Source organism: Nostoc sp. KVJ3, from assembly GCF_026127265.1.
Taxonomy (GTDB): domain Bacteria; phylum Cyanobacteriota; class Cyanobacteriia; order Cyanobacteriales; family Nostocaceae; genus Nostoc.
The window spans coordinates 2291271-2316395 of the sequence record NZ_WWFG01000002.1; the positions used below are offsets into that span (position 1 = coordinate 2291271).

23 protein-coding genes and 4 pseudogenes are annotated in these 25125 nt (G+C 41.8%); 7 read left to right on the forward strand and 20 right to left on the reverse strand.

Annotation, left to right across the window (positions count from 1 at the left end; all coding sequences use genetic code 11):
- Positions 1-112: 112 nt before the first annotated feature.
- The 11 genes and pseudogenes from dps to GTQ43_RS25815 all read right to left on the reverse strand — a co-directional run bounded on the left by dps (position 113) and on the right by GTQ43_RS25815 (position 13526).
- Entirely contained in the window at positions 113-661 is a 549-nt protein-coding gene (dps, locus tag GTQ43_RS25765; protein WP_174709317.1) for a DNA starvation/stationary phase protection protein Dps, read from the reverse strand.
- A gap of 537 nt (positions 662-1198) precedes the next feature.
- Positions 1199-1948 (reverse strand): glucose 1-dehydrogenase, encoded by a 750-nt coding sequence (locus GTQ43_RS25770; RefSeq protein ID WP_265276549.1) that lies wholly within the window; start codon positions 1946-1948, stop codon positions 1199-1201.
- Positions 1949-2285: 337 nt separating this feature from the next.
- Complete coding sequence (locus tag GTQ43_RS25775; RefSeq protein ID WP_265275541.1) at positions 2286-2792, reverse strand: SgcJ/EcaC family oxidoreductase; 507 nt, start codon at positions 2790-2792, stop codon at positions 2286-2288.
- A gap of 92 nt (positions 2793-2884) precedes the next feature.
- A complete protein-coding gene (locus tag GTQ43_RS25780) occupies positions 2885-3697 on the reverse strand; it encodes an alpha/beta fold hydrolase (protein WP_265275542.1) in 813 nt (270 codons plus the stop codon).
- A 114-nt stretch (positions 3698-3811) separates the two neighbouring features.
- Positions 3812-4345 carry a DsbA family protein gene (locus tag GTQ43_RS25785; RefSeq protein ID WP_265276550.1) on the reverse strand — a complete coding sequence of 178 codons (534 nt, stop codon included), beginning with the start codon at positions 4343-4345 and terminating at the stop codon, positions 3812-3814.
- Between the two features lie 311 nt (positions 4346-4656).
- Positions 4657-5010 (reverse strand): hypothetical protein, encoded by a 354-nt coding sequence (locus GTQ43_RS25790; RefSeq protein WP_265275543.1) that lies wholly within the window; start codon positions 5008-5010, stop codon positions 4657-4659.
- A 107-nt stretch (positions 5011-5117) separates the two neighbouring features.
- Positions 5118-5360: pseudogene (locus GTQ43_RS25795) on the reverse strand (response regulator transcription factor); the annotation flags it as partial.
- 89 nt (positions 5361-5449) lie between these two features.
- Positions 5450-11518 (reverse strand): AAA family ATPase, encoded by a 6069-nt coding sequence (locus GTQ43_RS25800; RefSeq protein ID WP_265276551.1) that lies wholly within the window; start codon positions 11516-11518, stop codon positions 5450-5452.
- Between the two features lie 268 nt (positions 11519-11786).
- Positions 11787-12050, reverse strand: a complete 264-nt coding sequence (locus GTQ43_RS25805) for a hypothetical protein (protein WP_265276597.1) — start codon at positions 12048-12050, stop codon at positions 11787-11789.
- Between the two features lie 17 nt (positions 12051-12067).
- Positions 12068-12277, reverse strand: coding sequence for a winged helix-turn-helix transcriptional regulator (locus GTQ43_RS25810; RefSeq protein ID WP_265275544.1), 210 nt, complete (start codon positions 12275-12277; stop codon positions 12068-12070).
- Between the two features lie 136 nt (positions 12278-12413).
- A complete protein-coding gene (locus tag GTQ43_RS25815) occupies positions 12414-13526 on the reverse strand; it encodes a phospholipase D-like domain-containing protein (protein ID WP_265275545.1) in 1113 nt (370 codons plus the stop codon).
- A 472-nt stretch (positions 13527-13998) separates the two neighbouring features.
- Between GTQ43_RS25815 and GTQ43_RS25820 the strand changes: the two genes are divergently transcribed.
- Together GTQ43_RS25820 and GTQ43_RS25825 are read left to right on the forward strand one after the other, a co-directional pair.
- Positions 13999-14436 carry a hypothetical protein gene (locus GTQ43_RS25820; RefSeq protein ID WP_265275546.1) on the forward strand — a complete coding sequence of 146 codons (438 nt, stop codon included), beginning with the start codon at positions 13999-14001 and terminating at the stop codon, positions 14434-14436.
- Between the two features lie 89 nt (positions 14437-14525).
- A complete protein-coding gene (locus GTQ43_RS25825) occupies positions 14526-15872 on the forward strand; it encodes a hypothetical protein (RefSeq protein WP_265275547.1) in 1347 nt (448 codons plus the stop codon).
- 189 nt (positions 15873-16061) lie between these two features.
- Here the strand turns inward: GTQ43_RS25825 and GTQ43_RS25830 are convergent, their stop codons facing one another.
- Both GTQ43_RS25830 and GTQ43_RS25835 read right to left on the reverse strand, forming a co-directional pair.
- Positions 16062-16655: a DUF1003 domain-containing protein gene (locus GTQ43_RS25830; protein WP_265275548.1), complete on the reverse strand. Its 594-nt coding sequence runs from the start codon at positions 16653-16655 to the stop codon at positions 16062-16064.
- Positions 16656-17132: 477 nt separating this feature from the next.
- Positions 17133-17273, reverse strand: a complete 141-nt coding sequence (locus GTQ43_RS25835) for a hypothetical protein (RefSeq protein WP_265275549.1) — start codon at positions 17271-17273, stop codon at positions 17133-17135.
- Positions 17274-17366: 93 nt separating this feature from the next.
- Between GTQ43_RS25835 and GTQ43_RS25840 the strand changes: the two genes are divergently transcribed.
- Positions 17367-17789 (forward strand): response regulator, encoded by a 423-nt coding sequence (locus tag GTQ43_RS25840; protein ID WP_265275550.1) that lies wholly within the window; start codon positions 17367-17369, stop codon positions 17787-17789.
- Positions 17790-18120: 331 nt separating this feature from the next.
- On the opposite strand, the gene GTQ43_RS25845 is transcribed toward GTQ43_RS25840, so the two are convergent.
- The 4 genes from GTQ43_RS25845 to GTQ43_RS25860 all read right to left on the reverse strand — a co-directional run bounded on the left by GTQ43_RS25845 (position 18121) and on the right by GTQ43_RS25860 (position 21128).
- Positions 18121-18732: a hypothetical protein gene (locus tag GTQ43_RS25845; RefSeq protein ID WP_265275551.1), complete on the reverse strand. Its 612-nt coding sequence runs from the start codon at positions 18730-18732 to the stop codon at positions 18121-18123.
- A 511-nt stretch (positions 18733-19243) separates the two neighbouring features.
- Complete coding sequence (locus GTQ43_RS25850; RefSeq protein WP_265275552.1) at positions 19244-20263, reverse strand: aldo/keto reductase; 1020 nt, start codon at positions 20261-20263, stop codon at positions 19244-19246.
- A 78-nt stretch (positions 20264-20341) separates the two neighbouring features.
- Complete coding sequence (locus tag GTQ43_RS25855) at positions 20342-20692, reverse strand: isochorismatase family protein (protein ID WP_265275553.1); 351 nt, start codon at positions 20690-20692, stop codon at positions 20342-20344.
- A gap of 145 nt (positions 20693-20837) precedes the next feature.
- Complete coding sequence (locus tag GTQ43_RS25860) at positions 20838-21128, reverse strand: isochorismatase family protein (protein ID WP_265275554.1); 291 nt, start codon at positions 21126-21128, stop codon at positions 20838-20840.
- A 421-nt stretch (positions 21129-21549) separates the two neighbouring features.
- On the opposite strand from GTQ43_RS25860, the gene GTQ43_RS25865 reads away from it, so the two are divergent.
- From GTQ43_RS25865 to GTQ43_RS25880, 4 genes and pseudogenes are all read left to right on the forward strand, one after another.
- The gene (locus tag GTQ43_RS25865; RefSeq protein WP_265275555.1) at positions 21550-21915 is read left to right on the forward strand and encodes a MarR family winged helix-turn-helix transcriptional regulator; all 366 of its coding nucleotides are present in this window, start codon (positions 21550-21552) and stop codon (positions 21913-21915) included.
- Between the two features lie 182 nt (positions 21916-22097).
- Positions 22098-22865 (forward strand): glutathione S-transferase family protein, encoded by a 768-nt coding sequence (locus GTQ43_RS25870; RefSeq protein WP_265275556.1) that lies wholly within the window; start codon positions 22098-22100, stop codon positions 22863-22865.
- A 102-nt stretch (positions 22866-22967) separates the two neighbouring features.
- Entirely contained in the window at positions 22968-23438 is a 471-nt protein-coding gene (locus GTQ43_RS25875) for a methyltransferase family protein (RefSeq protein ID WP_265275557.1), read from the forward strand.
- Positions 23439-23675: 237 nt separating this feature from the next.
- Positions 23676-23844 (forward strand): annotated as a pseudogene (locus tag GTQ43_RS25880) (ISAzo13 family transposase); the annotation flags it as partial.
- Positions 23845-23858: 14 nt separating this feature from the next.
- Here the strand turns inward: GTQ43_RS25880 and GTQ43_RS25885 are convergent.
- From GTQ43_RS25885 to GTQ43_RS41840, 3 genes and pseudogenes are all read right to left on the reverse strand, one after another.
- A complete protein-coding gene (locus tag GTQ43_RS25885; protein ID WP_414859137.1) occupies positions 23859-24182 on the reverse strand; it encodes a transposase family protein in 324 nt (107 codons plus the stop codon).
- A 316-nt stretch (positions 24183-24498) separates the two neighbouring features.
- Positions 24499-24855, reverse strand: a pseudogene (locus tag GTQ43_RS25890) (ISAs1 family transposase); the annotation flags it as partial.
- A gap of 2 nt (positions 24856-24857) precedes the next feature.
- A pseudogene (locus GTQ43_RS41840) lies at positions 24858-25043 on the reverse strand (transposase family protein); the annotation flags it as partial.
- Positions 25044-25125 lie beyond the last annotated feature (82 nt).

Genomic DNA, 25125 nt, shown 5'->3' on the forward strand with positions numbered 1-25125 from the left:
CTTTATTCAGTGTAAGGTTATATAGCAATACAGTTCAGAATGAGCAACAAAACCCTCATGTAGAGACGCGATTCATCGCGTCTTGAAAGACGGGAACTTCATCAATCACTCCTCACGTTTGGTCTGCACGATCCTGGTTCTGAAATGAGGTTTGCAGATGGGCTTCTAAAAACCACAACCGCTTGTCTATTGCTCGTGAAATCTCAATAAAGAGATCGTTGGTATCCATGTCACCCAAATTATTTGTTTTTTCAATGTTTTGGCGGAGGGATTTGGCGTAAATTGCCAAGCGATCGCTAAGTGCAATGATATGCTCCATACCATCAACAGCATCGAAAGGATATTCAGGCAGTTCCGATTCTTTGGCAGCAATCCGGGCAGTTCCCAGTGCTTTTCCCCCCAATGTTGCGATGCGTTCGGCAATCAAATCAATAAATTCTTCAACTTCGGAAGCAAGTTCATCAAACAGTAGATGCAATTGGTAAAAATCTTTACCTTTGACATTCCAGTGAGCGTATTTGATCTGGGTCTTCAAGTCGATCGCAGTTGCCAAGCTTTGATTGAGTAAGATATTTACTTGCGATCGGATTTCTCCAGGAATATCAATTCGGGTTGAGTAAACGAACGATTTAGTATCATTTTCCTTGGTTGTTGCAGCCATAAGTTCTACTTCCAATATGTTGTTTTGTAATGAGTAAATGTTTAGGGAAACACAAGTAAGGAGCATCGGTCAAAAGAGGCAGGGGAGCAGTTCTTGCTGGGAGCAAGGGGAAAACTGAGACGGAGAAGCTCTCAGACTCCGCCCCAGCAAGAGCGCCCTTTATGGCGTTGCTCTCAACCTATGTTCTGCTCCGCTCCACGGCTCCGGGGCAGGGCTTGCTCCCCCTGCTCCCTGCTCCCTGCCCCGGAGCTTCTCGGTGAGAGGTTAAGATAATCTTCCTTTTGTCAATTAGAAATTATGCTGAAAATTTTGACAAAGTATAGGTGCTAAGTTAACTATTGTACTGAACCGATCGGTCAAGAATGAATGATGCGTATCCAGATTAGGCGTAGGCGTAGCCCGCCGTAGGCATCGCCTGCTCAAAAATTGTGTTTCCAACCCTACTTTTTAGCCATATTTTGAGTACTATTGCTTATTGACAAATGGGATACGACCTTAACCTCTCACGAATGAGTATGGAGTCCTCGGCAAGCACATTCAAACTTGTGCCATACCACCATCGACAAACAGTTCAATGCCGTTGACAAAGCTGCTATCATCCGAGGCAAGGAAAACAACCGCCTTAGCGATTTCGTCCGGTGTACCTACCCGCCCAAGGGGGATAGTGTCAACCTGGCTGGCCACAAATCCCTGCACCTGTTCCTCAGTCAATCCCATGAGATTGTAGCCAGGAGTCGGAACCACACCGGGGCTGATGGCATTGACGCGAATCTTGCGCTCTTTGAGGTCGAGTGTCCAGTTACGGGCAAAGGATCGCACGGCGGCTTTGGTCGCGCTGTAAACGCTGAACGCTGGAGTACCTTTAATCGAAGTGATTGAGGCATTGAGGATAATCGATGAACCCTCTGGCATCAAAGGCAGTGCTTTTTGTACAGTGAAGAGCAAACCCTTGACATTGGTATTAAAGGTCTTATCGAAATGCTCCTCGGTAATCGAGCCAAGTGGAGCAAGTTCGCCGCTTCCAGCGTTAGCAAAGAGGATATCGAGGTGTCCTTTCTCTTGCTTAATCGTAGTGTAAAGGCGATCGATATCTGCGAGATTTGACACATCACTCTGAACAGCAGTGACATTTTCTCCAATTTTCTTCACCGCAGCATCAAGTTCGTTTTGCCGACGACCAGTGATAAACACGTAAGCCCCCTCTTCTACAAATCGCTGGGCTGTCGCTAGTCCGATCCCACTGTTACCACCTGTGACTAGTGCAATCTTACCTGTAAGTTTACCCACCATAAAACTTCTCCATTTGTGTGAATTTTGTATTGATGTTTGCGTTCAATGGATTAGACAGTTACGCAATCTGTCTTGTTCTATGGGAAACTATGAAAATCGCTGAACGCTATTGCTTATTTGCTGCGATCGCCTTCAACAGTCAAAAGAGGCAGGGGAGCAGTTCTTGCTGGGAGCAAGGGGGAAAACTGAGACGGAGCTTGTACTCTCGGTTTGCGTAAGAGCGCCTTAGAAAGGCGGGGCTTCATACGCATGTTCCGATCCTCTCCACGGCTCCGGGACTCTTCTCTTGCTCCCTAAGCTTTGAACCCCCTGTCCCTCCGCTTCTTCGGTGACGCTACTTGAGACTTGCAACGAGTTCGGTCACTTGACGTTGAGCCTCTGCGCTGAGTGAGTCAAAGTCGTCTAAAAAGAATTGACGTTCTAGCGTTAACTTCCGGGTATTGAGCAACCCTTCGATCTGCCAACCTTCGTCGCCTTTCGTTACGACGTATAGCGGCAGCGAATCTCGTGACGGTGAAGTTTCAGTTTGTCCGGGCAGTATTACCCTGATAACTACGAGCATGAGCGCGAGTTGCGAGTTCACTAAGCGGACAAAATCCACCTCACCCTCCAGGCGTGTTCCTTTAACAACCGTGTCGAACAATTGCTGATGAAATGCAGCGATTTCTTTTCGACCCTTGAGATGCGTACCCTCGAACGTGATGAAATCGGCAGTTTCGCTGAACGGGGCAGCGAAACCTTCGCCGCTACTACGATTCCAAGCATCAATCATCTGGCGATGGAAAGCACGGATTGCCGACTCGTCAGCAGTAGTGGTGGTTTTATCTGTTTGTAAATTCATAGTTTTGAGTTTTCCTTTTAAGTGATAGACCAGTTCTCAAGCGTCTCATTGGTTCGCAGGACTTAGCTCACTAACAAATCGTTAAATTGGGATTACTTCACAGCAGTGCTTGCTGCTTTAATCACTTTGGCAACCTCTTTTGGATGAGAGATAAAAGGAACATGACTGGAGTTAACTTCGGTTGTCTTAGCACCAATCCGTTTAGCCATAAATCGTTGAAGTTCAGGGTTGATGGCGCGATCGCTTTGAGTCACGATAAACCAGGAAGGAATCGTTTTCCAGGCGATTTCATTCACTGATTGCTCAAAGGCTGCACTGGCGATGGGCTTTTGAGTTGCTGCCATTACTCGCGCCTCAGCTTCCGATACATCCTGGGCAAAAAATTCGTGAAACTTCCCGCGATCGATATAGAGAAAGTTTTCAGCATCAGATACGATCGCCGTACTAATCGGAGGTGCTGCGTACCTTTTATTCAAATCACTCGTCTTTTCACCGACATCTGGTGCAAAAGCATTAACATAAACCAGAGCTTTCACCTGTGGATTGCCAGCCGCCGCACCCGTAATCACATTTCCACCATAGGAATGTCCAACTACTACAACGGAACCTTTTTGATTATTAATCACCCGCTTCGTTGTTGCCACATCATCAGCAAGCGAGGTGAGCGGAATCTGTACAGCAGTCACTCTGTAGCCATCCTGCTCCAACAATGGAATAACGTGTTGCCATGATGTACCATCAGCATAAGCCCCATGAACGAGAACAATCGCAGGTTTAGAGTTGGACGCTTGAGGTAATTCCTTGGAGGTGGCTGATGTTGGATGCATTGATATTCCAACGACAACACTTAATGCAAATAACCACAACAACAATTTTTTAACTTTTTTCCATGTAAAAACTATCATGGCGATCGCCTTTGTATTCTTGCTAAATTGCTCAAATCTCTGGTTCTTGTCGTCCGTATAGAAATTATGGAATACTCCCCGCTGAAATACTTGTTGGGATAAGAATCCAAAACCTTAATCATTTGCAGCAACAATGGCTGCCATTATCTGTTTAACAGTCCAGCGATTGCTATACCGAATTCCATTAATAAACAGTGCTGGGGCAGATGTTACTCCACTGTGTAATCCACTTTCAATATCTTCATTGATGCGATCGATGTACACTTTTTTAGATATATCTTGTAGAAATTGGGAAATATCAAGTCCTAGATTATTGGCGTACTCCACCAGATAGCCATTTCCCAACTCTTGTTGATGGTCGAACAGCATTTCATGCATTGGCCAAAATTGACCTTGGACAGCAGCCGCTTCAGTTGCTTCAGCCGCACGTTGAGCATGAGAATGAATCTCTATCTGTGGAAAATGACGGAAGATGAAACACAAATAATTCTCCCCCAAAGAAACACTAAGCTGTCGCTCAATGACTTTAATCAGCCTGTAAACGTCCGCACTTTGAGAACATTCATAGTCCCCATACATCACAAGCACTACTGTGGCATTCAGCACACCTTTTATGCGATCTTGTGTTGAAGGTGGGACGAATAACATGCGGTCAGGGTCAAAAGTCACTGATACCTCCGACGGTCGTATGCTCGTCGCCAGCGTTGAGTATGCAACCCTCTTTCTACTTTCTTTGTGTAAAGCAAACATTGATTGCAACTTAGTTGCAATCAATGTTTGCCTGAATTAAATATATGCAATTAACTCTAACTTGTCGTCCCCTAAAAGTTGAAACTTTTACTCAATAGAGTGATTGATAAATCAGTCCATCTCAAAATGGAAGGTTGGCTCCAACTAAAGTTGGAATCTACATTTCAACTTTAGTAAAAACACACCTACCCAGGCAATGGAATTCGCGGCTATACAGACAAAACCCACCTGTGTGGGTTTAAAATTCTTTGAGTCCGCGTGGTGCGCGTTCGCAAAGGGTCTCGCAAAGAAGCGCAGTAGGCGGACTTGGTTTGTGTAGCCGCAATTTCTAATCGTCTGGTATATTTGCAAAAGTTGAGATGCTCCCCTTGCGTCTTTATTGCATCGACCTGCATCTTTATTGCATCGACCTGCATCTTTATTGCATCGACCTGCATCTTTATTGCATCGACCTGCACCTTTATTGCATCGACCTGCATCTTTATTGCATCGACCTGCACCTTTATTGCATCGACCTGCATCTTTATTGCATCGACCTGCACCTTTATTGCATCGACCTGCAAAAATTAACTTAATTTAGATTACGTAGTAACTTTAAAAGATTTGTGTGTACATGGTAGCCTTAACAAGGGAAAATTTAATTGTATAGATATCTATTGCAAAATTGATATTACAAGTTGACAATCCCTCGTTTAACAGCAATAATCACGGCTTGAGTGCGATCGCTAACTCCCAATTTACTCAAAATTCGATTAACGTGAGATTTAACGGTGCTTTCACCGATACTCAAAGTACTGCTAATTTCTAAATTACTCATTCCTTGCGCCATTAAACGGAGTACATCTAGCTCTCGCTCACTCAGTTCTGGATTGCTCATCCTCTGCACTAGTTTTGCCCCTACTTCGGGTGGAATATTTAGACCCCGACCCAAAACTTAATTACGTTAGCGCAGCGTTAACGAGTCCGCGAGCGTCATTACGAATTACGAATTATTTAATATTCTCACTCTCTATTTACAAAGACAACAATTTCTGTTCCTTGCCCAGGTTGGCTATGAATACTCAGTTCTGCGCCAATGTGTTCTGCTCGCTCGCTCATTCCCAGCAATCCAAATCCGCCAACCGATGGGATCGTACCAACTCCAAAACCCCGTCCATCGTCTTTAACGCGCAGAATGCATTGGGCATTGTCATATACCAACTCAACACGAATTTCGGCAGCATCAGCGTATTTTATGGCGTTGGTTAATGCTTCCTGTCCAATTCGTAGTAAGTTATTTTCAACCTCGGCTGGCAGGTAATAGGCTGTACCTTTGATTTCATAGATCAGAGCAGTATCGGCAGCGGCTCTCATTTGAGTCACAAGGCGATGAAGGGCGCTATGTAAATTGCCATCCTCCAATAGCTGAGGACGAAGCGCTACCACCGAACGACGCGCCTCAGCAAGTCCAATTCGTGCTAGTTCATCAATTATTTCCAGGTGTGCCTGTGTCGCTTCTATATCGTCGGCTAGCACTTGGGTTGCGGCTCCTACTTGAACAAGAATACCTGTGAAGGATTGGGCTAGCGTATCGTGAATTTCTCGCGCCATGCGGTTGCGTTCTTCCAGAATTGAGGCTTGCTCGGCGCGTTTTTGTTCGCGCAGTGCAGCGTTTCGCTGTTCGCTAATGTCTGTGATTAGACTGTAGAATCCTCTCACTTGAGTATTGCGATCGCCTTTGGCGCTGTCCCTTGGACAATCGCCATCGGGGATCAAGGTAGCACTGATGCACCTTTTACCCAGTGAAAAGGGAATTTCTGCTTCCAGAGTTACAGTTTGCCCTTCAAATACTTGATTGATATACGGCTCAACCCGTTGATAAACCGTCTCACCCAGAAGTTCATAAACAGATTTGCCCAAAATCTCATCTCGACTAAGGTTAAACCAAACCTCATAAGTACGGTTAACAAACCGATAGCGCTGATTTGCATCCACGTAGCTGATAAGAACTGGTAGAGCGTCGGTGATTAGTCGTAATTCTTGTTCGCGTAAGCGAAGCTTGTCGTAGACATCGCGCAGTGCGGCTTCGCTTTTTTGTAAAGCGGAAGTTCGTTCTGCTACCTGTTGCTCTAGAGTGCGGTTGTAATTGGCTAAGAGGTGTTCTGCTTGTTTGCGTTCTGTGATGTCTTGAAAAGCTCCGATCGCATAAGCCACATTGCCCTGTTCGTCAAAGACGGGTGTACCCCATGCCTCAACAGGAATGGTTGTGTTGTTTTGGTGAATATCTGCATCATCAGCCCTCGTCCGCTCGCCACTCAACGCCCGAATGATTGGCAACCTCTCTGTTGGATAGATTTGATTTGTTCCCGTCACATATAGTTGATAAATCTCTGAAAGTTGCTCCGGTGTTGCGGCAGGATCAACGCCTTTACCCAACAGATCAATTCCCTGCTGATTGAAATAGTAAGGGCGACCCGCCGCGTCAATGATGCCAATTCCCACCGGAATCGCTTCTAGAAATTGAGCCATCTGACTTTCGCTAGCTCGTAGCTTTGAGTAGAGTTTTGCATTTTCGATTGCGATCGCTGCTTGAGTTGATAGCAGATTTAAGACTTGCGTTCGCGTAGCGTCTCCGAAGGAGACTCGCTCTGGTGTAAATGCCCCAGATGCCAATTGATTTTCTAGATACAACACCCCCACTAGCTTACTTTGATTGAGCAGAGGTAAACATAAGATTGATTGAGTTTGATTGTGTTGAATATATGGCTCATTAATAAAATTACCTTCACGAGTAGCATCATTTAAAATGACACATTCATGAGTACGAATCACATAATTAATAATTGATTCAGGAAGATAATTTGTAGTTGGGATAGATTGTAGGACTTGCGTAGCACAGACTTGCTCACCATCATTCAGTTCACAAGCAGCTTCGATCGCCCATTCTCCTGAGTTTTCCAAAAGCAGACATCCGTTTTGTGCGCCTGCATTCTCAATTAATATCTGCATCAGAGAACTGAGCAACTGATCCAGTTCAATCTTACTCGAAATTGCAAGGGAAGCTTTCATCACCGTCGCTAAGTCGAAAGCGATATGTGAGGTATTAGAGTTAGTTCCAGCAGTGGTGCGGATTTGCGTGGAAGCCATGCCCGACGATTGAGGAAATAGCTGGGGATAGCGACTTTCTAAATCTTTCACCTTTGCAGATGCTCCCCATCGTTCATAGCAGTAATGTGCTTCCTTCATGTAAGTTTGGGCGATTTTTTCTCTCCCTCTTGCCAGATAATGTTTAGCAGCTAATTCATAAGCTAATGCTTCTTCTTGCAAATACTCGTTGTCTTTGGCCCCAAGAATTGCTTGCTCGTAGAATTCTTCTGCCTCAAGCAACTGACCCAAAACTCGTGCAGTTTCTGCTTGCACTAAATGATATTTATGCAAATGATTCATGGGCGCATAATGTGCCCATTGCTTTATTTTCTCCTGGCTAACCGCAATTTTTTCGAGGATTTCCTCTTGCGCTTGAGCGCTGCTTTCAGGGTATGTTACGAGTCTTGTCAAAGCATCATATAGGTAGTAAAAAGGCGCAATAGGTGTACCTGTTATTCGGATTAAATAACGTTCTGCTATGATTGAGTTTTCAACTGCCTGAGCATACTCAGAAAATAGGTAGCACAAGAAAAGTTTATTAAAATAGACATCAAAGATTGCAGTTCCATCACTTGCTGCTTCGTGTTGTGGCAATCCATTCTCCTCATTGTAGAATTTGCCAACTAAACGGGTTGGGTTGACCGAGTATCCCATTAAATTTGCGATCGCCTGGTGAAATGTTTGATTCCAGGTTAGTGCTGTTTCCTGTTTGATTTGACGAAGTGCTTCATTATATGCCGCCATTTCGCGTTCAACCTCCACGAGTTCGTTTCCGACAACATAGGAGTTAAAGCAATAAGAGTGAGCGCCATAGGCGGCAAACTCTAAATCCCCGGTTTCTAGCCCACTTTGATAGACTTCTAGTAATGGCTGTAATGTGTTTCTCAGATGATCTTTCCAATGAATAATGAAGGTATTCACGATGAGCGATGTTCTAGCTCTGAGTGAATGGGACTTAGGTTGTGACAACTGCATTAAAGCTAACTGTCCAAACTCGTAGCCAGTCTCGATGTCTTCGACCTTTCCACACAGAATTAATCCAAAGTTGGCATAAGCAAAGGAAGACGCAAAGGAATTTCCATGCTCGAATGATAAGCTGACTTGTTTAGATACCAGTAAGGCCATTAAATCAGGAGCGGCAATCCAGGCCGTAATCGTAATTCTAGATAGGATTCGCATTGCTGCTAACTTGTCTGGCTCGGTCATTTCCGGCAAATGGATCAAGTCTTTAATCTGTTTCTCACTAAAGAGTGATGCGATCGCGTCTAGTTCAAGCTGAATATCTAACTGACTGGGGGTTTCGGGAAAACTGATCCCCAATTGCTGCAACACTTGCAATCCAGTATTTATTGCTTTTAATAGGTGGTTCTGTGCGATGTCGGTTTGAATTTTGACTTCGTAAACTTTTACGGTGTCGAGAACCGTTTTAGCTGATTGTAGAACGATCGCCGCCCAGTGTTCTACCTGCTCAAAATCGCCACACAAGTACTCGACTTCTGTTGTTTCTAAATATAACTCTAATGTCAGGTCATAGTTTGTTTGCCAGCTAGAAGCTGCTAACCAAACTCTTGCTGTGGCTAAATATTTTTGAGCCATACTATAGGCGATCGCAGCCTTTGCTTTCTGTCCGGCAATTAAATTTAATCTAGCAATTTCATTGCGTTCGGGTTGATCTGCAACCAGCTCAATCCCATGATTAAGATGATCGACAATTTCAAATAGTCGGTCTGATAGTCGCTCCGGCAAAGTTTTTCCGAGAATATTACGACCAATTTGGAGATGAACAACTTTTTTGTGCGACTCATTGATTAAGGCGTATGAAGCTTGCTGCAAGCGATCGTGCAGAAACTTATACTCTTGAATTAACAAGTTTTCATCTAATTCAGATAGTGGTTGAATTAATCCAACTTGTATGGCTGTTAGTAAATCTTGAAAAATCGTTTCAGGTGATTTCTCACAAACAATCGATAGAGTATCTAAATTAAATTCAGCACCAATGCAAGCAGCTAGCCGGAGAATTTGCTGTGTATTCTCTGCCAGTTTCTTCAACTTAATCAGCATCAACTCTACAACATTATCAGTGATGTTTTGGGCTTGGATCTGAGCTATGTTCCACTGCCAACTTAAATGTTTTGAATCAAAGGTCAACAAATTTTCGCTATACAACGTCCTCAAGAATTCATTGACAAAAAAAGGATTGCCCTCAGTTTTACGCAATACCAACTCAGCTAAAGAATGAACATTGTCAATATTGTGATGTAGCGTCTCGGCAATTAACTGACTCAACTGACCCAGCGTTAATGGTGTCAGGATAATTTCTTGAAGCACTGCCCCTTTTTTTCGCAGTTTTTCTAGCATTAATGCTAATGGATGCGTTTGATTTACTTCATTATCTCGATAGGCTCCAATCAAAAATAGTGATTGGGTTTGCTCATCAAGGAGCATCAACTCGATTAACTTCAGCGTTGCTGAGTCTATCCACTGCAAATCATCTAAGAAGATCGCCAGGGGATGTGATTCTGAACAAAACACCCGCACAAACTGCCCAAAGATTCGATGAAAGCGATTTTGAGCTTCAGTTGCTCCAATTTCTGGGACGGGTGGCTGCTTACCAATAATTAATTCAACTTCGGGGATCACATCAATGATAATTTGTCCGTTGGTTTCTAAAGCTATTAGAAGGTGCGATCGCCACTGTTGCACCTGTTCGTCTGGTTCACTGAGCAATTGCTGCACCAATTTTTGCAGAGCATCTGCGATCGCGCTATAGGGAATATTGCGCTGAAATTGATCAAATTTACCAGAGATAAAATAGCCGCGCTTTTGGGTAATTGGTTTATAGATTTCCTGCACTAACGCAGATTTCCCAATGCCAGCATAGCCAGATACCAACATCATTTCGACTTGGAATTTTGGATTGCCCGCTTGTTCCCTGTGTTCCGAATTCTTTGATAAAGTAGCGACGCAATTTGACTCTGAACACGCTACGCGATTAAACGCCGCCAGTAACATTGCAACTTCCTTGTCCCGCCCATACAGTTTTTGGGGAATTTGAAACTTACCCGAAACGTCTTGAAACCCAAGTTGAATGCTAGAGATTTGACCGATTTCTGCTAATTGTTCAGCACAGATTTCTAAATCTGCTTTGATTCCCCAAGCACTCTGATAGCGTTCTTCGGCATTTTTTGCCATCAGTTTGAGAATGATATCTGAAACTGGCTTAGGAATCGTTGTATTTATTTCATGAGGCGGAACAGGCTGTTTAGCTATATGACAGTGGACTAGCTCAAGCATATCCACTGTGGTAAACGGCAGATGTCCAGTTAGCAGTTCGTAGAACGTCACACCAAGGGAGTAAAAATCGGTGCGGTAATCGAGTAAACGGTTCATCCGCCCGGTTTGCTCTGGAGATAGATATGCCAGTGTCCCTTCTAAAACATGAGGACTTTTGAAAGTCGGATTAGTGCGGTTAAATTGGGTGGCAATCCCAAAGTCAATAATTTTGACAACGCCAGTATCCAGATTGAGGACTATATTTCCAGGGTTGATATCTTTATGAATGACATTGGCTGCATGGATTCTGCCTAGAATATCGCTTATAGCGATCGCAAGACCTAGAAAAGTAGATAAAGGTATGGGGCAAAAGATATCTGGGCGCTTGTGCATCCATTGCTCTAGGGACTCTCCCCCAAAATCTTCTAAGATAATCACCAGAGTGCGTTGATAGTCTTGCTGGCTGTATGCCTTGATAACTCCTTCCAGATTGAGGGAACTGGTAATTTTATATTCCTGTCTGTAGCGAGTCAGTTCTTGGGGTGAGGGATAATCAAGCTTTAGCATTTTGACGATGATCCCTACTCCATCCTCTCTGATGCCTCGATACACTAGAGAATTAGAACTTTCGTATATTTTGTCTTGGATGGCGATACCAGGTAGAGCAATCATAGAGCAAATCTTGAGAGTATAATCTGGCATACCTCAAAATATACAGCAATTCTCATTAAGAGAATAATTACTCACTCCTTGCTCCCATCCAGAATGAGTTTGATGAGATAAGAGATTGATAACTAAACTCTAATTTCAGCCTCCAAAACACTCAACAATTTCTCTTCCACAGCAGTAAGATAAGGGCGGTTCAATTTCCCCAGCGACTGCAACAGATTTTTGACTGTCTCCTCCAGCGAGTTGGAATATACTCGACTAATGCGATCGCTTAAGGACTGCATCTGTTCACATTCTTCAGGCTGCGATCGCGCAATTGTGCCAGTGCCTTACCCGCCTCAAAGACTGCTCTTTCCACACGGCGTTCTAGGTATAGGCGATCGCTCTGTTCTTCCTCTGTCAACTCTGGAACTTCAACAGCACTAACCGTAATTGTTGCTGAACCTGGGTCTTTTTGCTGCGAGATATCTTCAAGGTCTTGATCATCTGGCGGTGTGCTATCCCTGGATGTGGCCGATAAAATGTATTTTTTCAATTAGTTAAAATACTCATTTATCTATCTAGATGATTGTCTTTACTTTCTCTGGCAGTTTCAACTTCATAAAAATGATCCATCGACCACTGACACAGCTGGCGAAGTGGCTCAACTAAAGTTTCTCCCAGTGATGTCAAGGAATACTCTACAGTCGGAGGATTAGTAGAATAAACTTTGCGCTTCACAAGACCATCTCTCTCCAAATCACGTAGAGTACGGGTTAGCATTCGTTGTTAAACGTCTCCAATTTCTCTATGCAATTCACCATAGCGTTTCGTATAAACAGGAGCTAATAGATGGAATAGCTCAGATAAAGGGTTCATTCAGAAGATAGTCATCCGGCTATAGTTGTGACTGCTGTGACTATACTTTACTATAGTGCGTCAGCAATTGGTCAATGTAATCGCTATATTGCTCTGCCAAGCTTTCATCATGTAACACAACGATATTTTCAGCATTTTGTGTGGCACTGCGAGAAAAGTTAAAACTGCCGCTGACCACAATATTGTCACATACTACAACCTTATTGTGCATGAAATTGTGTTTGCTATCTGGTTTATAAGGCTCGGAGTGCTTCCCAACTAGATGAGATGATACCTCTTTAAAAGTTTCAGCAACACCGACACTTGCTTCAGTTTTGAGCCAAAGTTTTACCACATGAGACATTTGTGTAGCATCGTATACTCCACTAAAATCTTTCACCTGTTTGTGTCTGAGGGCATCATCAAGTGCAGCGAGAATTGTATGAGAAGTGATCATCATGGAAGCAATCTTGATTCGCTTTTTTGCCGAACCAATCAAGCTAGAAATGATGTGGTCGATAGTCTGACCCTCTCCTGGGGAGAAGGCGAAATCAACTTCTGTAGAAGCAATATAAACTTTACCCGTATCCCCAACACCCGTGGTCTTGATATTGCCACTGACCCACAATTCCTGAAAGTCAGTTTCATAGTATGAACAAAGCTGCGGCGAAGAAATTTGCAATATATTGTTGTCTTGGTAAGTCCAAGCATCGTCTGTGAAATTGGCTGAACCAGTCCATAGAGTTGCTTGAGGAGTATTCACATCTCGGATGACATATTTATTATGCATCAGCTTTGAGCCAGCAATGCTCTTTATTTCAACTTGAGTTCCCTCAAATACACTTTCTAGGAATGCTTTGGTTCCTTTCGGTGCTGGATCACTGCCACTAGCGATAAAAGCATCAACTGTTTTAGTTTCAGGTTTTCCATGATCAAAAGCAATTCGGACTTTGACACCCGCTTGGGCTTTGTTCTTAAGTGCTGTAATTACGGGTTCTGCAAGGGTTGATTCCGTTAAACGAAAATCATAGATTGCAATGTGCAGATTTGACTTTGCTCGATCAATAAACTCAGCTAATTGTTCTGCAATCAAAAGTGGTTGCCCTTTCTTTCCACCATGATTTACATCTGTTAAGAAAGTCGGGTTAATTGCTGAACTCACTTTTTTCGACATAAGTCAGTCCTGTTTGAGTTATTTGCTTTTACTGTACTCCAGATTGATGAAGTAGTTTGAAAAATAAGTGAGTTAAAGATATTAAATAAATCTGAAGTTTATCTAAAAACCAGATAGATTAATATTTCTTTATCATGAGTTTAAGCTAAGTTTAAGCAGAGGAGTATAGCGGGTTAATTTATTTGGTTATACCGCTCGCTACAAGGATATTTACAGGCTGAATGCCTTTATTCAAGCATCTCTACCAACAGGAGAATTCCAAGCGATATCAAAAAGTGTTGCTCTCCTTTTTTGTGGGTGGAGTAGTGAGAAGATTGTTAGGATGCAAAGATTGTCAACAGCAATCACTAAATATTTAGCCGCAATTAGTAGATTTGTAAATTTGTATCTTATGTATACTTCTGAAAGGCTTGCTTCATGATTGACTGGAAAGTGCCTAATAAAACTTGACAACTCTGAAAAGTAGCGTTTTATGAGCAACTTTACCAAAGCAACAGGATTTCTCAATCATCATCGTTTCAAGCATTCATTGGGCGCACCACTAATTCGAGTAGTTGGGGATATTGAAAAATTGTTTCCGGCTCCAGAAAATCATCATGGTGCGAATCATCAGCATTTAATTTTAAGCAATATTCAGGTAGAGTATACTGAGGGATTTCCAGAAGGACTGGAAGTGAGCAATGAAATTTTTGTGGCTATTCGCTTCGGCGATAATGAAGGGTTAGTAGATCCAGTACCATTCATCGCAGGAGAACTAGCACGGTTACAGGGTGAATACATAGACGCATCTATGGCCTATGCGACAGAAGATAATCCCGGGTTGTCTGTACTGCATTTTACTCATCATCCAGTGGGATTCGTAGAATTCCCCATTCGTAGTCAAGATTCACATGGGCCAATTTACACCTAAATAAGTTGCGGTTGCCTCTAGGAAGTAAGTTTAAGAGAGGCAACTGCAATAGAGGATTAATCTTTTGTAATTAAAGGCTGATAATCTCTATGAAATCATCTCATCTTCTATTATTAGTAAGTTTATGCTTGAGCTTATTATTGTTGCTCACACCTTTACGAGCAGAGGAGGAACAAGGCAAACTCAAAGGCTCTGATGTCATAAGCAATAACACCAACCAACAGGTATTGGGAGCGGGTAATACTGAAGCGATTAGGCTTGCTGAAAAATCCCCGTTAGTGCAGTCAGCAAAAATTTTTTTGGTAAACCAGACAGAGAAAATAAAAGATATCAAACTGAGAAAAGCCACACTTGATGCAATTGATAATCCCACAACCTGTATCATGCATAGATCAGGATTAACTCATGGTAAAAAGCAGGAGATTGTAGAGCAATTGCTCAAAGTCGGCTTGGTAGATGCTGCGGACGATATGACCTTTCCAGGTGGACTAATAGCTGGAATTTTCCCACCAGTTAGCAATGATGGTAGTGTCTGCCCCCAACTTCCCCAGTCTTTTTTCTCTGCACCTGGAAGTGGAAATAACAGTCACCATGCTTATCCCGGAGGACTACCAATACATGAAGCGTTTAATAATATTAGTAATTTGAGCTTTGCGAGTAACTATCGGCTAATATATGGTCAAACAAACAGTAATGGTTTACCAATTGTCAATCCAGATAGTGAAACCAAAGTAGATTCAAGCATTTATATCAGTAACGACCTATTAATTGCAGCACCAATCTGGCATGACTGGGCTAAGTCAATAGTTTTTCAGTGGAATGCTTCAGGCACTGAGTTTCAGGAGTTGAACTTCGGTGGCAATGGTCAAACAGACAATTATGGTGCGTCGGGCGATTCTAGAACTGGTGGTCATCACATCATCAGTTTGGCAGAGACGATGAAGCGAAAGTTATCCCCAGAGTTTGTGATTACTCAAGCTTGCGCTCACTCATCTCCCACTCTCGGTAACGAGTACAAGGTAGTTAACTGGTTACGTGCGGCTGCAATTATTGCTGGAATTGACCCCGTGACTCAAGGTTATTTATTCATGGATAAGCAAAACCATCTACGTTTGCCGATAGTCCGTAAGCTTGGCAGTTTCGCGCTGAGTACAAATTCTTCACTTACTAACTTCCTGGCTGAATATGCCTTGCATAATCTGTCAGATGCCGATTTTGTTTTATCAATTCCGGCTGTTACCACTGTTCAAGAGCAATTGAAAGCGATCGCTCCCCAGTTTGGCTATAATCCTACAGATACAACATATATTAAAAAATTTCGTAACCCTGTGCTAAGTTACTTATCTGCGGAACGATTGCTAATTATTTATGGCAATCGTGGGCTTGATGGTGTAATTGCAGAAATCCGAAAGCTTAATCAGAAAAAGATTATCTAGCAGGAATGATGTATCTTTCAAATCTGCACTACAAAAATCAGTCCCTTGAATATCTGGATTTTACAGTTAGCAGCTGCAAGAGTGAAAAGCGCGTAATTTACAGCCGTAGGCATCGCTGAGTACTATTTGAGGGGATTAAAAAGATATCTCTCTATAGAGGGTTGCGCTCAATCAAATTGAAAAAAGTCTTTATCTAGAATTACGTTTAATCAGCTTTTTTCTCTTCAGTGCTAACTGCTGAAGCCGCTCAATTTCAGTTAGTACATCTTCGGGCTTGGTTTCCATTTCTAAGTCGGCAAGTTCACTGTCTTCATCATTATCAATGCCCATTTTGTCTTGAATCGCATCAAGCATTTGTAATACTCGTGTGACTTCATGCTCTGTCAGTAGTGCAATTTGTAAATTTAAGTTTGTTCGATACTCACTTTCTTCACTCAGACGGTTTTGACTAATTAACACAAATGTTGACAGAAAAATTGCTTCCAGAGATACTACCATTGTCAATAGTCCGTAGGGGAATGGATCGAACGGATGCACGCCGATTCTTCCCGTGTTCAAAACAATCCAAGCTCCAAACCAGACTATATGTACGTAAACAAAAACTATATGTCCTGAAAAAGAGGTAATCATATCCGCAATTCGGTCTTGTAGATTTCGTTTATTAGCAGCCTGAAGTCGAAGGCGAATCAGAGTCCGAATGTTACGCTGTATGATTTTAGACAGTGCTGGATTATTGTCTTCATAATATTCAAATTCCTCCTCATTCATGCCACCTTGCTTCATAATTTCGATGTCCTGTAATTAATCGTGCCTTTCAAAAATTAGATTAACTGGCCTACTTTGCTTGCTTAAACTCAAAGTCTTGAAGTCGGATTGAATTATAAACTTAAATCTTGAACTTACTGTGCTAAACCTGTTGCATTCTTGTGCCAATACATTCAGGGCGGCCGCATCATGTCAATAAGTAAAGTCTATTCTCAATAGACTTAAAAATAATTTCATTAACTCTTGCTTATTGCGAAATTTTTAGGCTATCGCTTTGGGGCTTAAAAAATAATTAAACGCGAAAGGAAAGATTTTTTCGTTGGTTCTCAACCTTCGTTGTGATCAAGAGTCATTTAGATGCGTTGCCCTACCAATACATTCCCGTTACAAATCAAAGTCAAGGCTGAATGTTTCTCCATCAGAATCCTCTTGTTCCTCCTCTGTAATTTGAGTTGAACTCCAAGAGGTGAGTTTGTTACTCCTGGTTCGCTCATTTTATAGGCGGTTAGAAAAAAGACGGAACTGAAAAATAGGGGTTACAGCGTTTATACCAGATGGTGAACCGTGATTGTTGGTGCTTTGCGATCGCCAGCGTTGTGAATTAATCTTGGGTATTGCTTCACCGTTTGTCACCATCCAAAAATCTGATTTCTCCCAAACCGTTATTCTTACGTTATTTATCAATTTCTCTAACTTCAAAAAAAAAGGGCGAACTTCGAGTAATAAATTATGACTTCTCATAATATTCTGGTTATTGAAGATTCTAAAGATATGAAATGGTTGTTTGAGGGCTTTTTTAACTTACTGCCTGCACACTACTTTGAGATGTACATTTATAATGGACGTGATGCTTTAAAATTCCTCAAATGTCACAGAGTTAGCATCATCTTGATTGATTTTCCAGTTCTGGGTGCTTGGGAATTTTTGGAGTACATTCAAGCTCATCCGACATTAAGATTTGTTCCCCTTGTAGTTATGTCGGGTGCAAAAAAACATTTTATCGATGAATTTCCAAAGCCTTTTGAGTATTTTGAACATTGTAAAAAACCATTTAGACCAGTAGAACTTAAACAGGCAGTCCGTTCCGCGATTAACAAAGCAAAATTGCACTATCTGCAAGAAAAAAGCCACATCCTTGCTGATATTAGTTAGACAAGCACGGATTTCTCATTTTGCAGACTTGGTGTATTTTATGCCTGAAAGCATTCTATCTCCATTGATGCTCCCACGGCGATGACGCAAAAAAACCCGGTTTTAAGTACCGAGGTGAAAAGTCTGAATGACGATGAGATATAGCGATACGGAAGTCTCTACCTAGTTTAGGGTTTCCTCTAAGAAACTAAAGAAGGCGATACCTGCGGTGGGCTACGCCTACGCTCATCCGAATTTACCACCCGTGTTGAGACAGTATTAGGTAAAGTAATTTAATGGGTAGTCAAGCGATGGCGCAGAGGGTCTACCATAAACGGTTTTGATGGTTGCTCTAATATAGCGTGTGTAACGTTCCAATCCAAACATCTCCTGTTTTAATAGCAAAGTACCTATCACCATTCTGGAGAAAACCTGACCTGTAAGCTTTTTGTTTGATTTTGTTAATTTCTGCTTCACTTATTTGGTCAATCTTTTCATAAAAATAATTCTCTTCAACGTGGAGTTCCCACTGAAAATTTTCGAGACTGAAGTTGTGAATTTTATATTTTTCAAATGGAAACGTTCTAGCTTCATTGCTCTTTATAAAAGTATTGTTATATCCAACAATCCAATCTCCAGTCGCTGCTACAACTTGAGAGTTGATAAAATGATGGTCAAACAACCATATCTTCAAGTAAAAAGGCTCTCCCCACTCCTGAAGTGTTTTATGCCAATTTAAATAAATCTCTATTAAAGCCTCTAGTATTAATCGGTTGTACCAAATGGGAGGGTTCCTTCTTACTAAGCGATACCAAGGGTCAATAGTGACCTTGACATAATCTCGTTGAGACTTGTGCAATTTTGCTGTATCTAGGGTGAGATTGTAATTCTTCCAATAGTTAATTTTTCTAATATGTTTTTTCCAACCTCGAATCTTTTTTTTATTACTGTATGGGTTTGACATTGCCTTACTACAGGAGTTAACTAATCTACTACTCTAGTATGTATATATTTAGCTTTGAGTTACTTAGTTTGTATAAACCCGAAAGCTAGCGCAAAAACACAAACCACTTTCAGGTGCAATCGCTATGCATCCTCTAAGAATGATAAGCGATCGCACGGATAGATAGGCTTATCTATTACTATGTGTTTTCTAGTACATTACTAACCAGTTGTGGCGTACCCCTGCGGGGATCTTGACTACGCGCAGCGTCTACAAGAGTTGCTCCCGACCGAGCGCTGTGAGTTGGCTGCTCTTGTTCTTCTACAGCGTTGGGTCAACTTAGGCGATTTGTGACTGTTCTGTTGATATCTCATTTCAACAGCAATTCACAGAGTTGTGATGCCAAATTGCCAGAACCTTTGAACATAGCGCTGTCACTTCAACTTTTACAAGCCAACGCGAGTAGCGCGTCTCGTAGAGAGGAAACCCCAAGCGATCGCACCAAGCTCATGCGATCGCAACGAGGATATTTCTATTGTGGAATGCGTTCAGCCCCGAACTTGCGCTGATGCCAGTAAGGATAGATTGGCGCGGTGGCGCTAACCTGATTGAGCCGATTTACTTCCTCTAATGTTAGCTCCCACTGAGCAGCCCCAAGGTTGTCTCGAAGTTGTTGTTCATTCCGCGCTCCGATAATAACGGATGTAATACCAGACTGACGTAACAGCCAGTTGAGCGCAACTTGAGCAACACTGACACCACGGTTATTAGCCACTTCGTGCAGAACTTCCACAATGTCGTACCCCTTTTCCAGGTCACTGACAGTACCAATATCACCGATTTTTGCTCGTCGTGTCCCCTCCGGTTGGGACTGACCACGACGATACTTACCTGAGAGGAAACCAAAAGCAAGCGGACTCCACACCAAGATACCCACACCTTGATCTAAACCTAGAGGAATTAGTTCAAATTCCAACTCTCGCGCCACAAGCGAGTAATAAACCTGTTGTGACACATAGCGCTCCAAGTTCAAACGCTCTGATACAGACAGCGCCTTCATTAAATGCCAAGCTGAATAATTAGAGCAGCCAATGTAGCGAACTTTGCCACTACGTACAAGTGAATCTAAGGCGCGAAGCGTTTCTTCTAGTGGAGTTAGAGCATCGAAACCATGAACTTGATAGAGGTCGATGTAATCTGTGTTTAATCGACGTAGGCTGTCCTCACAGGCTCGAATCAGATGATAACGTGACAATCCAGTATCATTTGCTCCTTTTCCCATACGACCATAAGCCTTAGTTGCAATAATTACATCAGAACGACGCTTTCCGAGAGCTTTACCAAGAATCTCCTCAGAAAGTCCATTCGAGTAAACATCTGCTGTGTCAAAGATATTGACACCTGCATCAAGGCAAATATCAATCAGATGCTGCGCCTCGTCTACCTGAGTCGCCCCAATTTCTTGGAAAAAGTCGCTACCACCGAATGTCATTGTACCGAAACTGAGAACCGAAATCTTAAGACCGGACTTTCCTAAAAATCGCGTTTCCATCGCTGTTACTCCTTAAAGCCGTGCCTATTTAAAGTCAAGTGAACATTTTCTCACAATGGATAGTTTCTGTGGAACAGCTTATGACATCTTCTCAATCACCTGATCGCTCATCTGAATTTGGTTTTTTCCTATATTACGTTTGAGTAAGAAAATACCCGCATCATGCGCTTGCTGACCACCAGCACTAAAGCAAGCATCCTCGATAATTACTGGTTCAATACCGCGCTCAAAAGAGTCAATTGCTGTCTTGAAAATACAGCTATCAGTTTCAACTCCACAAAAATATATTTTGCTGATTTGATTAATCAAAATAAAACTCGAAAAATTTTCCGTAAATGCCGAGTAATAACTCCCGGTTCGCTCATTTTTTTGGAGTTTGAGAAATTGCCGAAAACCGGAAAATCTAGGTTTAGTAATGGTTTTAGCCATTCCCCTAAATTTACCTTGAACTACCACCCTGCTCTAAAAACTCTATTTTTATGCGATGCCTACGGCAGTAAACTACGCACAAAGTCGATATTATAGTACATTTGTACTATGAACTATAACCCCTATTAAATCGTTCAGCTTTTTTCTAACTCAATTTAAAATGGGCGAACCGGGAGTAATAAGGTTTATCAAAAATATTATGTATATATGGCTGAAGTTCATCAATAATGCTCGTTTCTGGTTCATGTATCAAGCTTGACCAATGAATTAGCTTCACATAATTACTGTCAGCAGTATTGATAAATTTTGTGAATTCAACGAGTTTACCAGTCTCTAAAAAACACTCAATTAGTTTAATGACAGTAGGAATAATATGTCTGCATTTCTCAGGCATAAACCCGTTTTGCATATCTACTACAAGATGGATTTCGCTCATTTGTGCCAGAATTTATATCGTTGCTCCCATATTTCCAGGACTGAATAGTTGTTAAAGGAGGAACACAAATTATTCTCTGTCAAACAGATTTTCAGTGTCTTGGATCATTCCACATTGCTTGACCGCACAAGGGGCATTTTTTTGAACACAATCGAGTACTTCAAACGATGTTGCCTCTGGTTTTAAACAATTTCATGCCAAGTTTTTGCACCATTATTTCGCTACAAGGTCAAGATTACAGGATTTCCGCTCTTCTCTAGTAAGTTTTGCCACGCTAGGTTTTTAGCCGGCACTTGACATCAAAAATAAGTGCATATACACTTAACCTATGGATAAAGATAGTAACCCAATCAACACTGATCTTCTAGGTCAAGTGGCTTGGGCGTGCGCCTGTTTCAATCTCCGAAAGGCTTCTCGTGTTATGACACAACACTTTGACGAAGTACTTAAGCCGAGCGGATTGCTAGTGACTCAGTTCACCATTCTGGCTGCTGTAGCGATCGCAAAATCAGCCACGGTCAACGAGTTAGCCAAGATGTTAGTGATGGATCGCACGACCTTAACCAGGAGTCTTAAGCCCCTTGAACGCGAAGGATGGTTAAAATCCGAACCTGGGCAAGACCAGCGAACTCGTATAATTGCCTTGACTGAAGCTGGAGAAGCTGTCTTAGTGAAAGCTTTACCATTGTGGAAACAGGCTCAAAGCATGGTTGAGACAGCACTTGGACAGCAACGATGGAACACTTTGTTGGCGCATTTAGTGGAAGCAACAGCACTCTTGCGTTAAGTCTAAAATTTTGCTCCAAAAAGTGTATATGCACTTAATTTCTCTATGTTGACAGTTGATGATAAGCATTCAAAGAAATCATCGGCACCTTGTGTCAAGGAGTCAGCAACATGAATCTGAACGCAATTGCCTAAAATTTCTTCTTTCTCCCCTGCTACCTCAACGATTTTCCCTTTACAAGCGTGCCATTCCATTCTGAGCGATCGCATCGAAAATCTCGAACGACGAATCGCCGATCTCGAAGGGCAATTTCACGATTCAAACGATTGCATTTCCAAGCTCCATTAACCCAATCATCGAAAGTGAGGCGCATGAAACTTTATAGTGTTCCTATTTCACCCTTTGCCGCCCGCGTGCGATTGTCCATCTATCGCAAAGGTCTAAACATTGAAATTGTCCCACCGCCAGAAGGCGGCATTAAAAGTGATGCCTATTTAGCTGTGAACCCTATGGGACAGGTGCCGACTTTGTTATTGGACTCTGGTTTTGCACTCCCAGAATCAGCAACGATCCTTGAATATCTAGAAGATGTCTTCCCAACACCATCTTTGCGACCGACTGATGTTGAGGATTTAGCCCGTGTTCGTTTGTTCTTGCGCCTCCCAGATTTTCATATTCGACCATCCATCTTTGCTTTAAGAGGTATGCGAGATCCAGCCAATCGCAATGAGGACGTGGTTAAAACTCAATTTGAAATTCTGGATCAGGGCTTGTCATATATCGATCATTACCTGAGCGATGATGTCTGGGCAGTGGGTGATCGACCGTCAACCGCTGACTGTGCCCTCGTTCCCATACTCAATATAGTCAGTTTAATGTTATCGGTCTATGACCACTCGGATCTCATCAGCAAGTATCAAAAGCTTAATGCCTATTGGCAGGCAGCCAAGACCGATGAAATTAACGCCAAAGTGATTGCCGAACAACTGGCTGCCATACCAAAAGCTTAGGAGTCTGCGTGCAGAAGGCAGATAGAACAAAGATCCTGGACAAATCCACCATCAAGTTCTCATAGCATTATTAGCAAAATCATTACAAAAAGGTAGGTCATCATGGAAGAGGACATATCGGATAATCCTGGAGTAATTGCTTTTCCGCCAGCACTCTATGCTGGAACATTATTAATCGGATTAGTACTTAGTTTCATGTTTCCAATCGACTTTTTATCGCGATCTGTAGCACTATTTTTGGGAGTATTAGCGATTATTTGCGCGGGTTTGATAGTAACTTCAGCTTTTCGGACGATGAATCGCGCACAGACAGAGGTTAACCCTTCACGTCCGACAACAGCGATCGTTTCGGATGGAGTTTTTAGGTTAAGCCGCAACCCAATTTATTTGTCTCTGACGCTGCTTTACATCGGTATCGCGTTGCTATTGGGTGCGCTCTGGGCATTGCTACTATTATTCCCCCTTTTGGTGATTGTGCAAATCGGGATTGTTCAGCGCGAAGAAAGTTACTTGGAGCGTAAATTTGGCGATGAATACTTACGCTACAAGGCACGAGTGCGTCGCTGGGTATAAAGTACCTATTAAAACCAATTGAAAATTACTCTATGGAGAAAAGCTGATGAGCGATATCAATAAAAACAAGCAGATTATCCAGAACTTTATTCAAGGGACTTCCAGAAAATAAACTATTCCATCAGCAATAATGATAATCATTTTAAAAGGGGAATGAAGTGGCTGCCTACGGCAGCCACTTCATTCCCCTTTTGTAGTAATTTAAATAATGACGCTTGTTTTTGAGTGTGGTAACTGATGGCCATAGTATTAACTGATTCTCTCAAAAAGTTGTTAATTGAAACTGCATTTCAATTAAAAGGTGCAGCAAAACGCTTTCTTTATGGCACAGACAGTTCAGGGCTTAGGTTTAGGAGGGCAAAAGATTGCACAATCAGAATTAGGATGGAATCGAGATACTATTAGGAATGTTTAAGAGAATTAGAAATTTGTATAAGTTCTTTTCTTCCTCACAAAATCGAGATGTTCACTAAATGGTTTTTGACATTTTCTGCATTTGAATTGTCGCCTATTTATTTCTAAAAATACTGGTTTATCTCCAAAGGGTAAATCTTTAATAATATGTCGATGATTTTGATGTAAATTATGGCTTTTTGTGCCACAATTAGGACAATTAGCATCTAATTTTTTCGATTCAGTTTTTAAAATTATTCCAATCCCCTCATGAAGACGATGTGATATTACTTTTATGTCATCTAAATCAAGAAGCTCTGTGAGGATTTTTATATCATTTTTATGAACCATAACCGTAAATTTACCAAAAAAATAATCTGATTAGATTTACAGTTAACAACAAATTTTATTTTATGTCAATGATTGCAATGCTTTTAGGAATCTTTTAATACAATTTTTAATATTGTTTTGGATTTGTAACTAATAATTTAGCATAATAAGTACTGAAGAACCATATTTTTTCAAATGTGAATTAGCTTATCTTCAACTGAATGACTAATCATCAATACTAAAATAATTCAATTATGAGCTATATAAAAATATATTTACTTAGAGAATAAATAAAACTTTTATGTAAAACATTCAACTCAAGTTTTGATGTAGTATTTTAAGCTAACGCTAAAATACTTAGTAAATATTTGTTATCCATCGCCGCAAGAAACTGTTTATTTTTGATTCCGCGTTTGACACGCTTCTCTTGAGTTAAAAGATTGACTGCAATATGTCTAAGAATTGCAAAATTCTGCGGAGCATTATATTTTCTAATCCGACAGTCCTCTTCCCTCAAGGCGACATCCAATAACGGCAGTCGCTACAACGGGGGGAACCCCCGCAACGCGCTGCCTCCCCAATGTAATGAATTCTCAACTCCCCAATGACTGCGAATAGAATTACCAAACTGTTCAGCGTTATCTTCAAGACTACTAATAAAATAACGAGTTTCGACTGTTGTTTTACCGTCTAATAAAATGTTTTTAACCACTCATACTTGGCACATCCATAAGTCTCTATTGCCACCCAACCATCCGCCCCACAAATCACAGCACACACGGTAATCGTTATGATATCGATTAAGTTATGCCGCTTGGTTCGATCTATTTGTGGGTCTTCTATTCCCAAAAAATGGTCAGCAATTGTAATTTTTGGCAAGATCGCTTCATACACAGGAGCTTTTATGAGGTCAGAATTCAGGTCTAAGGGTATTGACAAGTGCAACATCTTTACAGGAGTATCA

What these genes read in the sequence shown, in the direction of transcription:
- dps (WP_174709317.1), bottom strand. Translation starts at nt 661, where the DNA reads ATGGCTGCAACAACCAAGGAAAATGATACTAAATCGTTCGTTTACTCA.
- GTQ43_RS25775 (WP_265275541.1), bottom strand. Translation starts at nt 2,792, where the DNA reads ATGAATTTACAAACAGATAAAACCACCACTACTGCTGACGAGTCGGCA.
- GTQ43_RS25780 (WP_265275542.1), bottom strand. Translation starts at nt 3,697, where the DNA reads ATGATAGTTTTTACATGGAAAAAAGTTAAAAAATTGTTGTTGTGGTTA.
- GTQ43_RS25785 (WP_265276550.1), bottom strand. Translation starts at nt 4,345, where the DNA reads ATGTTATTCGTCCCACCTTCAACACAAGATCGCATAAAAGGTGTGCTG.
- GTQ43_RS25800 (WP_265276551.1), bottom strand. Translation starts at nt 11,518, where the DNA reads ATGATTGCTCTACCTGGTATCGCCATCCAAGACAAAATATACGAAAGT.
- GTQ43_RS25810 (WP_265275544.1), bottom strand. Translation starts at nt 12,277, where the DNA reads ATGCTAACCCGTACTCTACGTGATTTGGAGAGAGATGGTCTTGTGAAG.
- GTQ43_RS25815 (WP_265275545.1), bottom strand. Translation starts at nt 13,526, where the DNA reads ATGTCGAAAAAAGTGAGTTCAGCAATTAACCCGACTTTCTTAACAGAT.
- GTQ43_RS25820 (WP_265275546.1), top strand. Translation starts at nt 13,999, where the DNA reads ATGAGCAACTTTACCAAAGCAACAGGATTTCTCAATCATCATCGTTTC.
- GTQ43_RS25825 (WP_265275547.1), top strand. Translation starts at nt 14,526, where the DNA reads ATGAAATCATCTCATCTTCTATTATTAGTAAGTTTATGCTTGAGCTTA.
- GTQ43_RS25830 (WP_265275548.1), bottom strand. Translation starts at nt 16,655, where the DNA reads ATGAAGCAAGGTGGCATGAATGAGGAGGAATTTGAATATTATGAAGAC.
- GTQ43_RS25835 (WP_265275549.1), bottom strand. Translation starts at nt 17,273, where the DNA reads ATGGTGACAAACGGTGAAGCAATACCCAAGATTAATTCACAACGCTGG.
- GTQ43_RS25840 (WP_265275550.1), top strand. Translation starts at nt 17,367, where the DNA reads ATGACTTCTCATAATATTCTGGTTATTGAAGATTCTAAAGATATGAAA.
- GTQ43_RS25845 (WP_265275551.1), bottom strand. Translation starts at nt 18,732, where the DNA reads ATGTCAAACCCATACAGTAATAAAAAAAAGATTCGAGGTTGGAAAAAA.
- GTQ43_RS25850 (WP_265275552.1), bottom strand. Translation starts at nt 20,263, where the DNA reads ATGGAAACGCGATTTTTAGGAAAGTCCGGTCTTAAGATTTCGGTTCTC.
- GTQ43_RS25855 (WP_265275553.1), bottom strand. Translation starts at nt 20,692, where the DNA reads ATGGCTAAAACCATTACTAAACCTAGATTTTCCGGTTTTCGGCAATTT.
- GTQ43_RS25860 (WP_265275554.1), bottom strand. Translation starts at nt 21,128, where the DNA reads ATGAGCGAAATCCATCTTGTAGTAGATATGCAAAACGGGTTTATGCCT.
- GTQ43_RS25865 (WP_265275555.1), top strand. Translation starts at nt 21,550, where the DNA reads ATGACACAACACTTTGACGAAGTACTTAAGCCGAGCGGATTGCTAGTG.
- GTQ43_RS25875 (WP_265275557.1), top strand. Translation starts at nt 22,968, where the DNA reads ATGGAAGAGGACATATCGGATAATCCTGGAGTAATTGCTTTTCCGCCA.
- GTQ43_RS25885 (WP_414859137.1), bottom strand. Translation starts at nt 24,182, where the DNA reads ATGGTTCATAAAAATGATATAAAAATCCTCACAGAGCTTCTTGATTTA.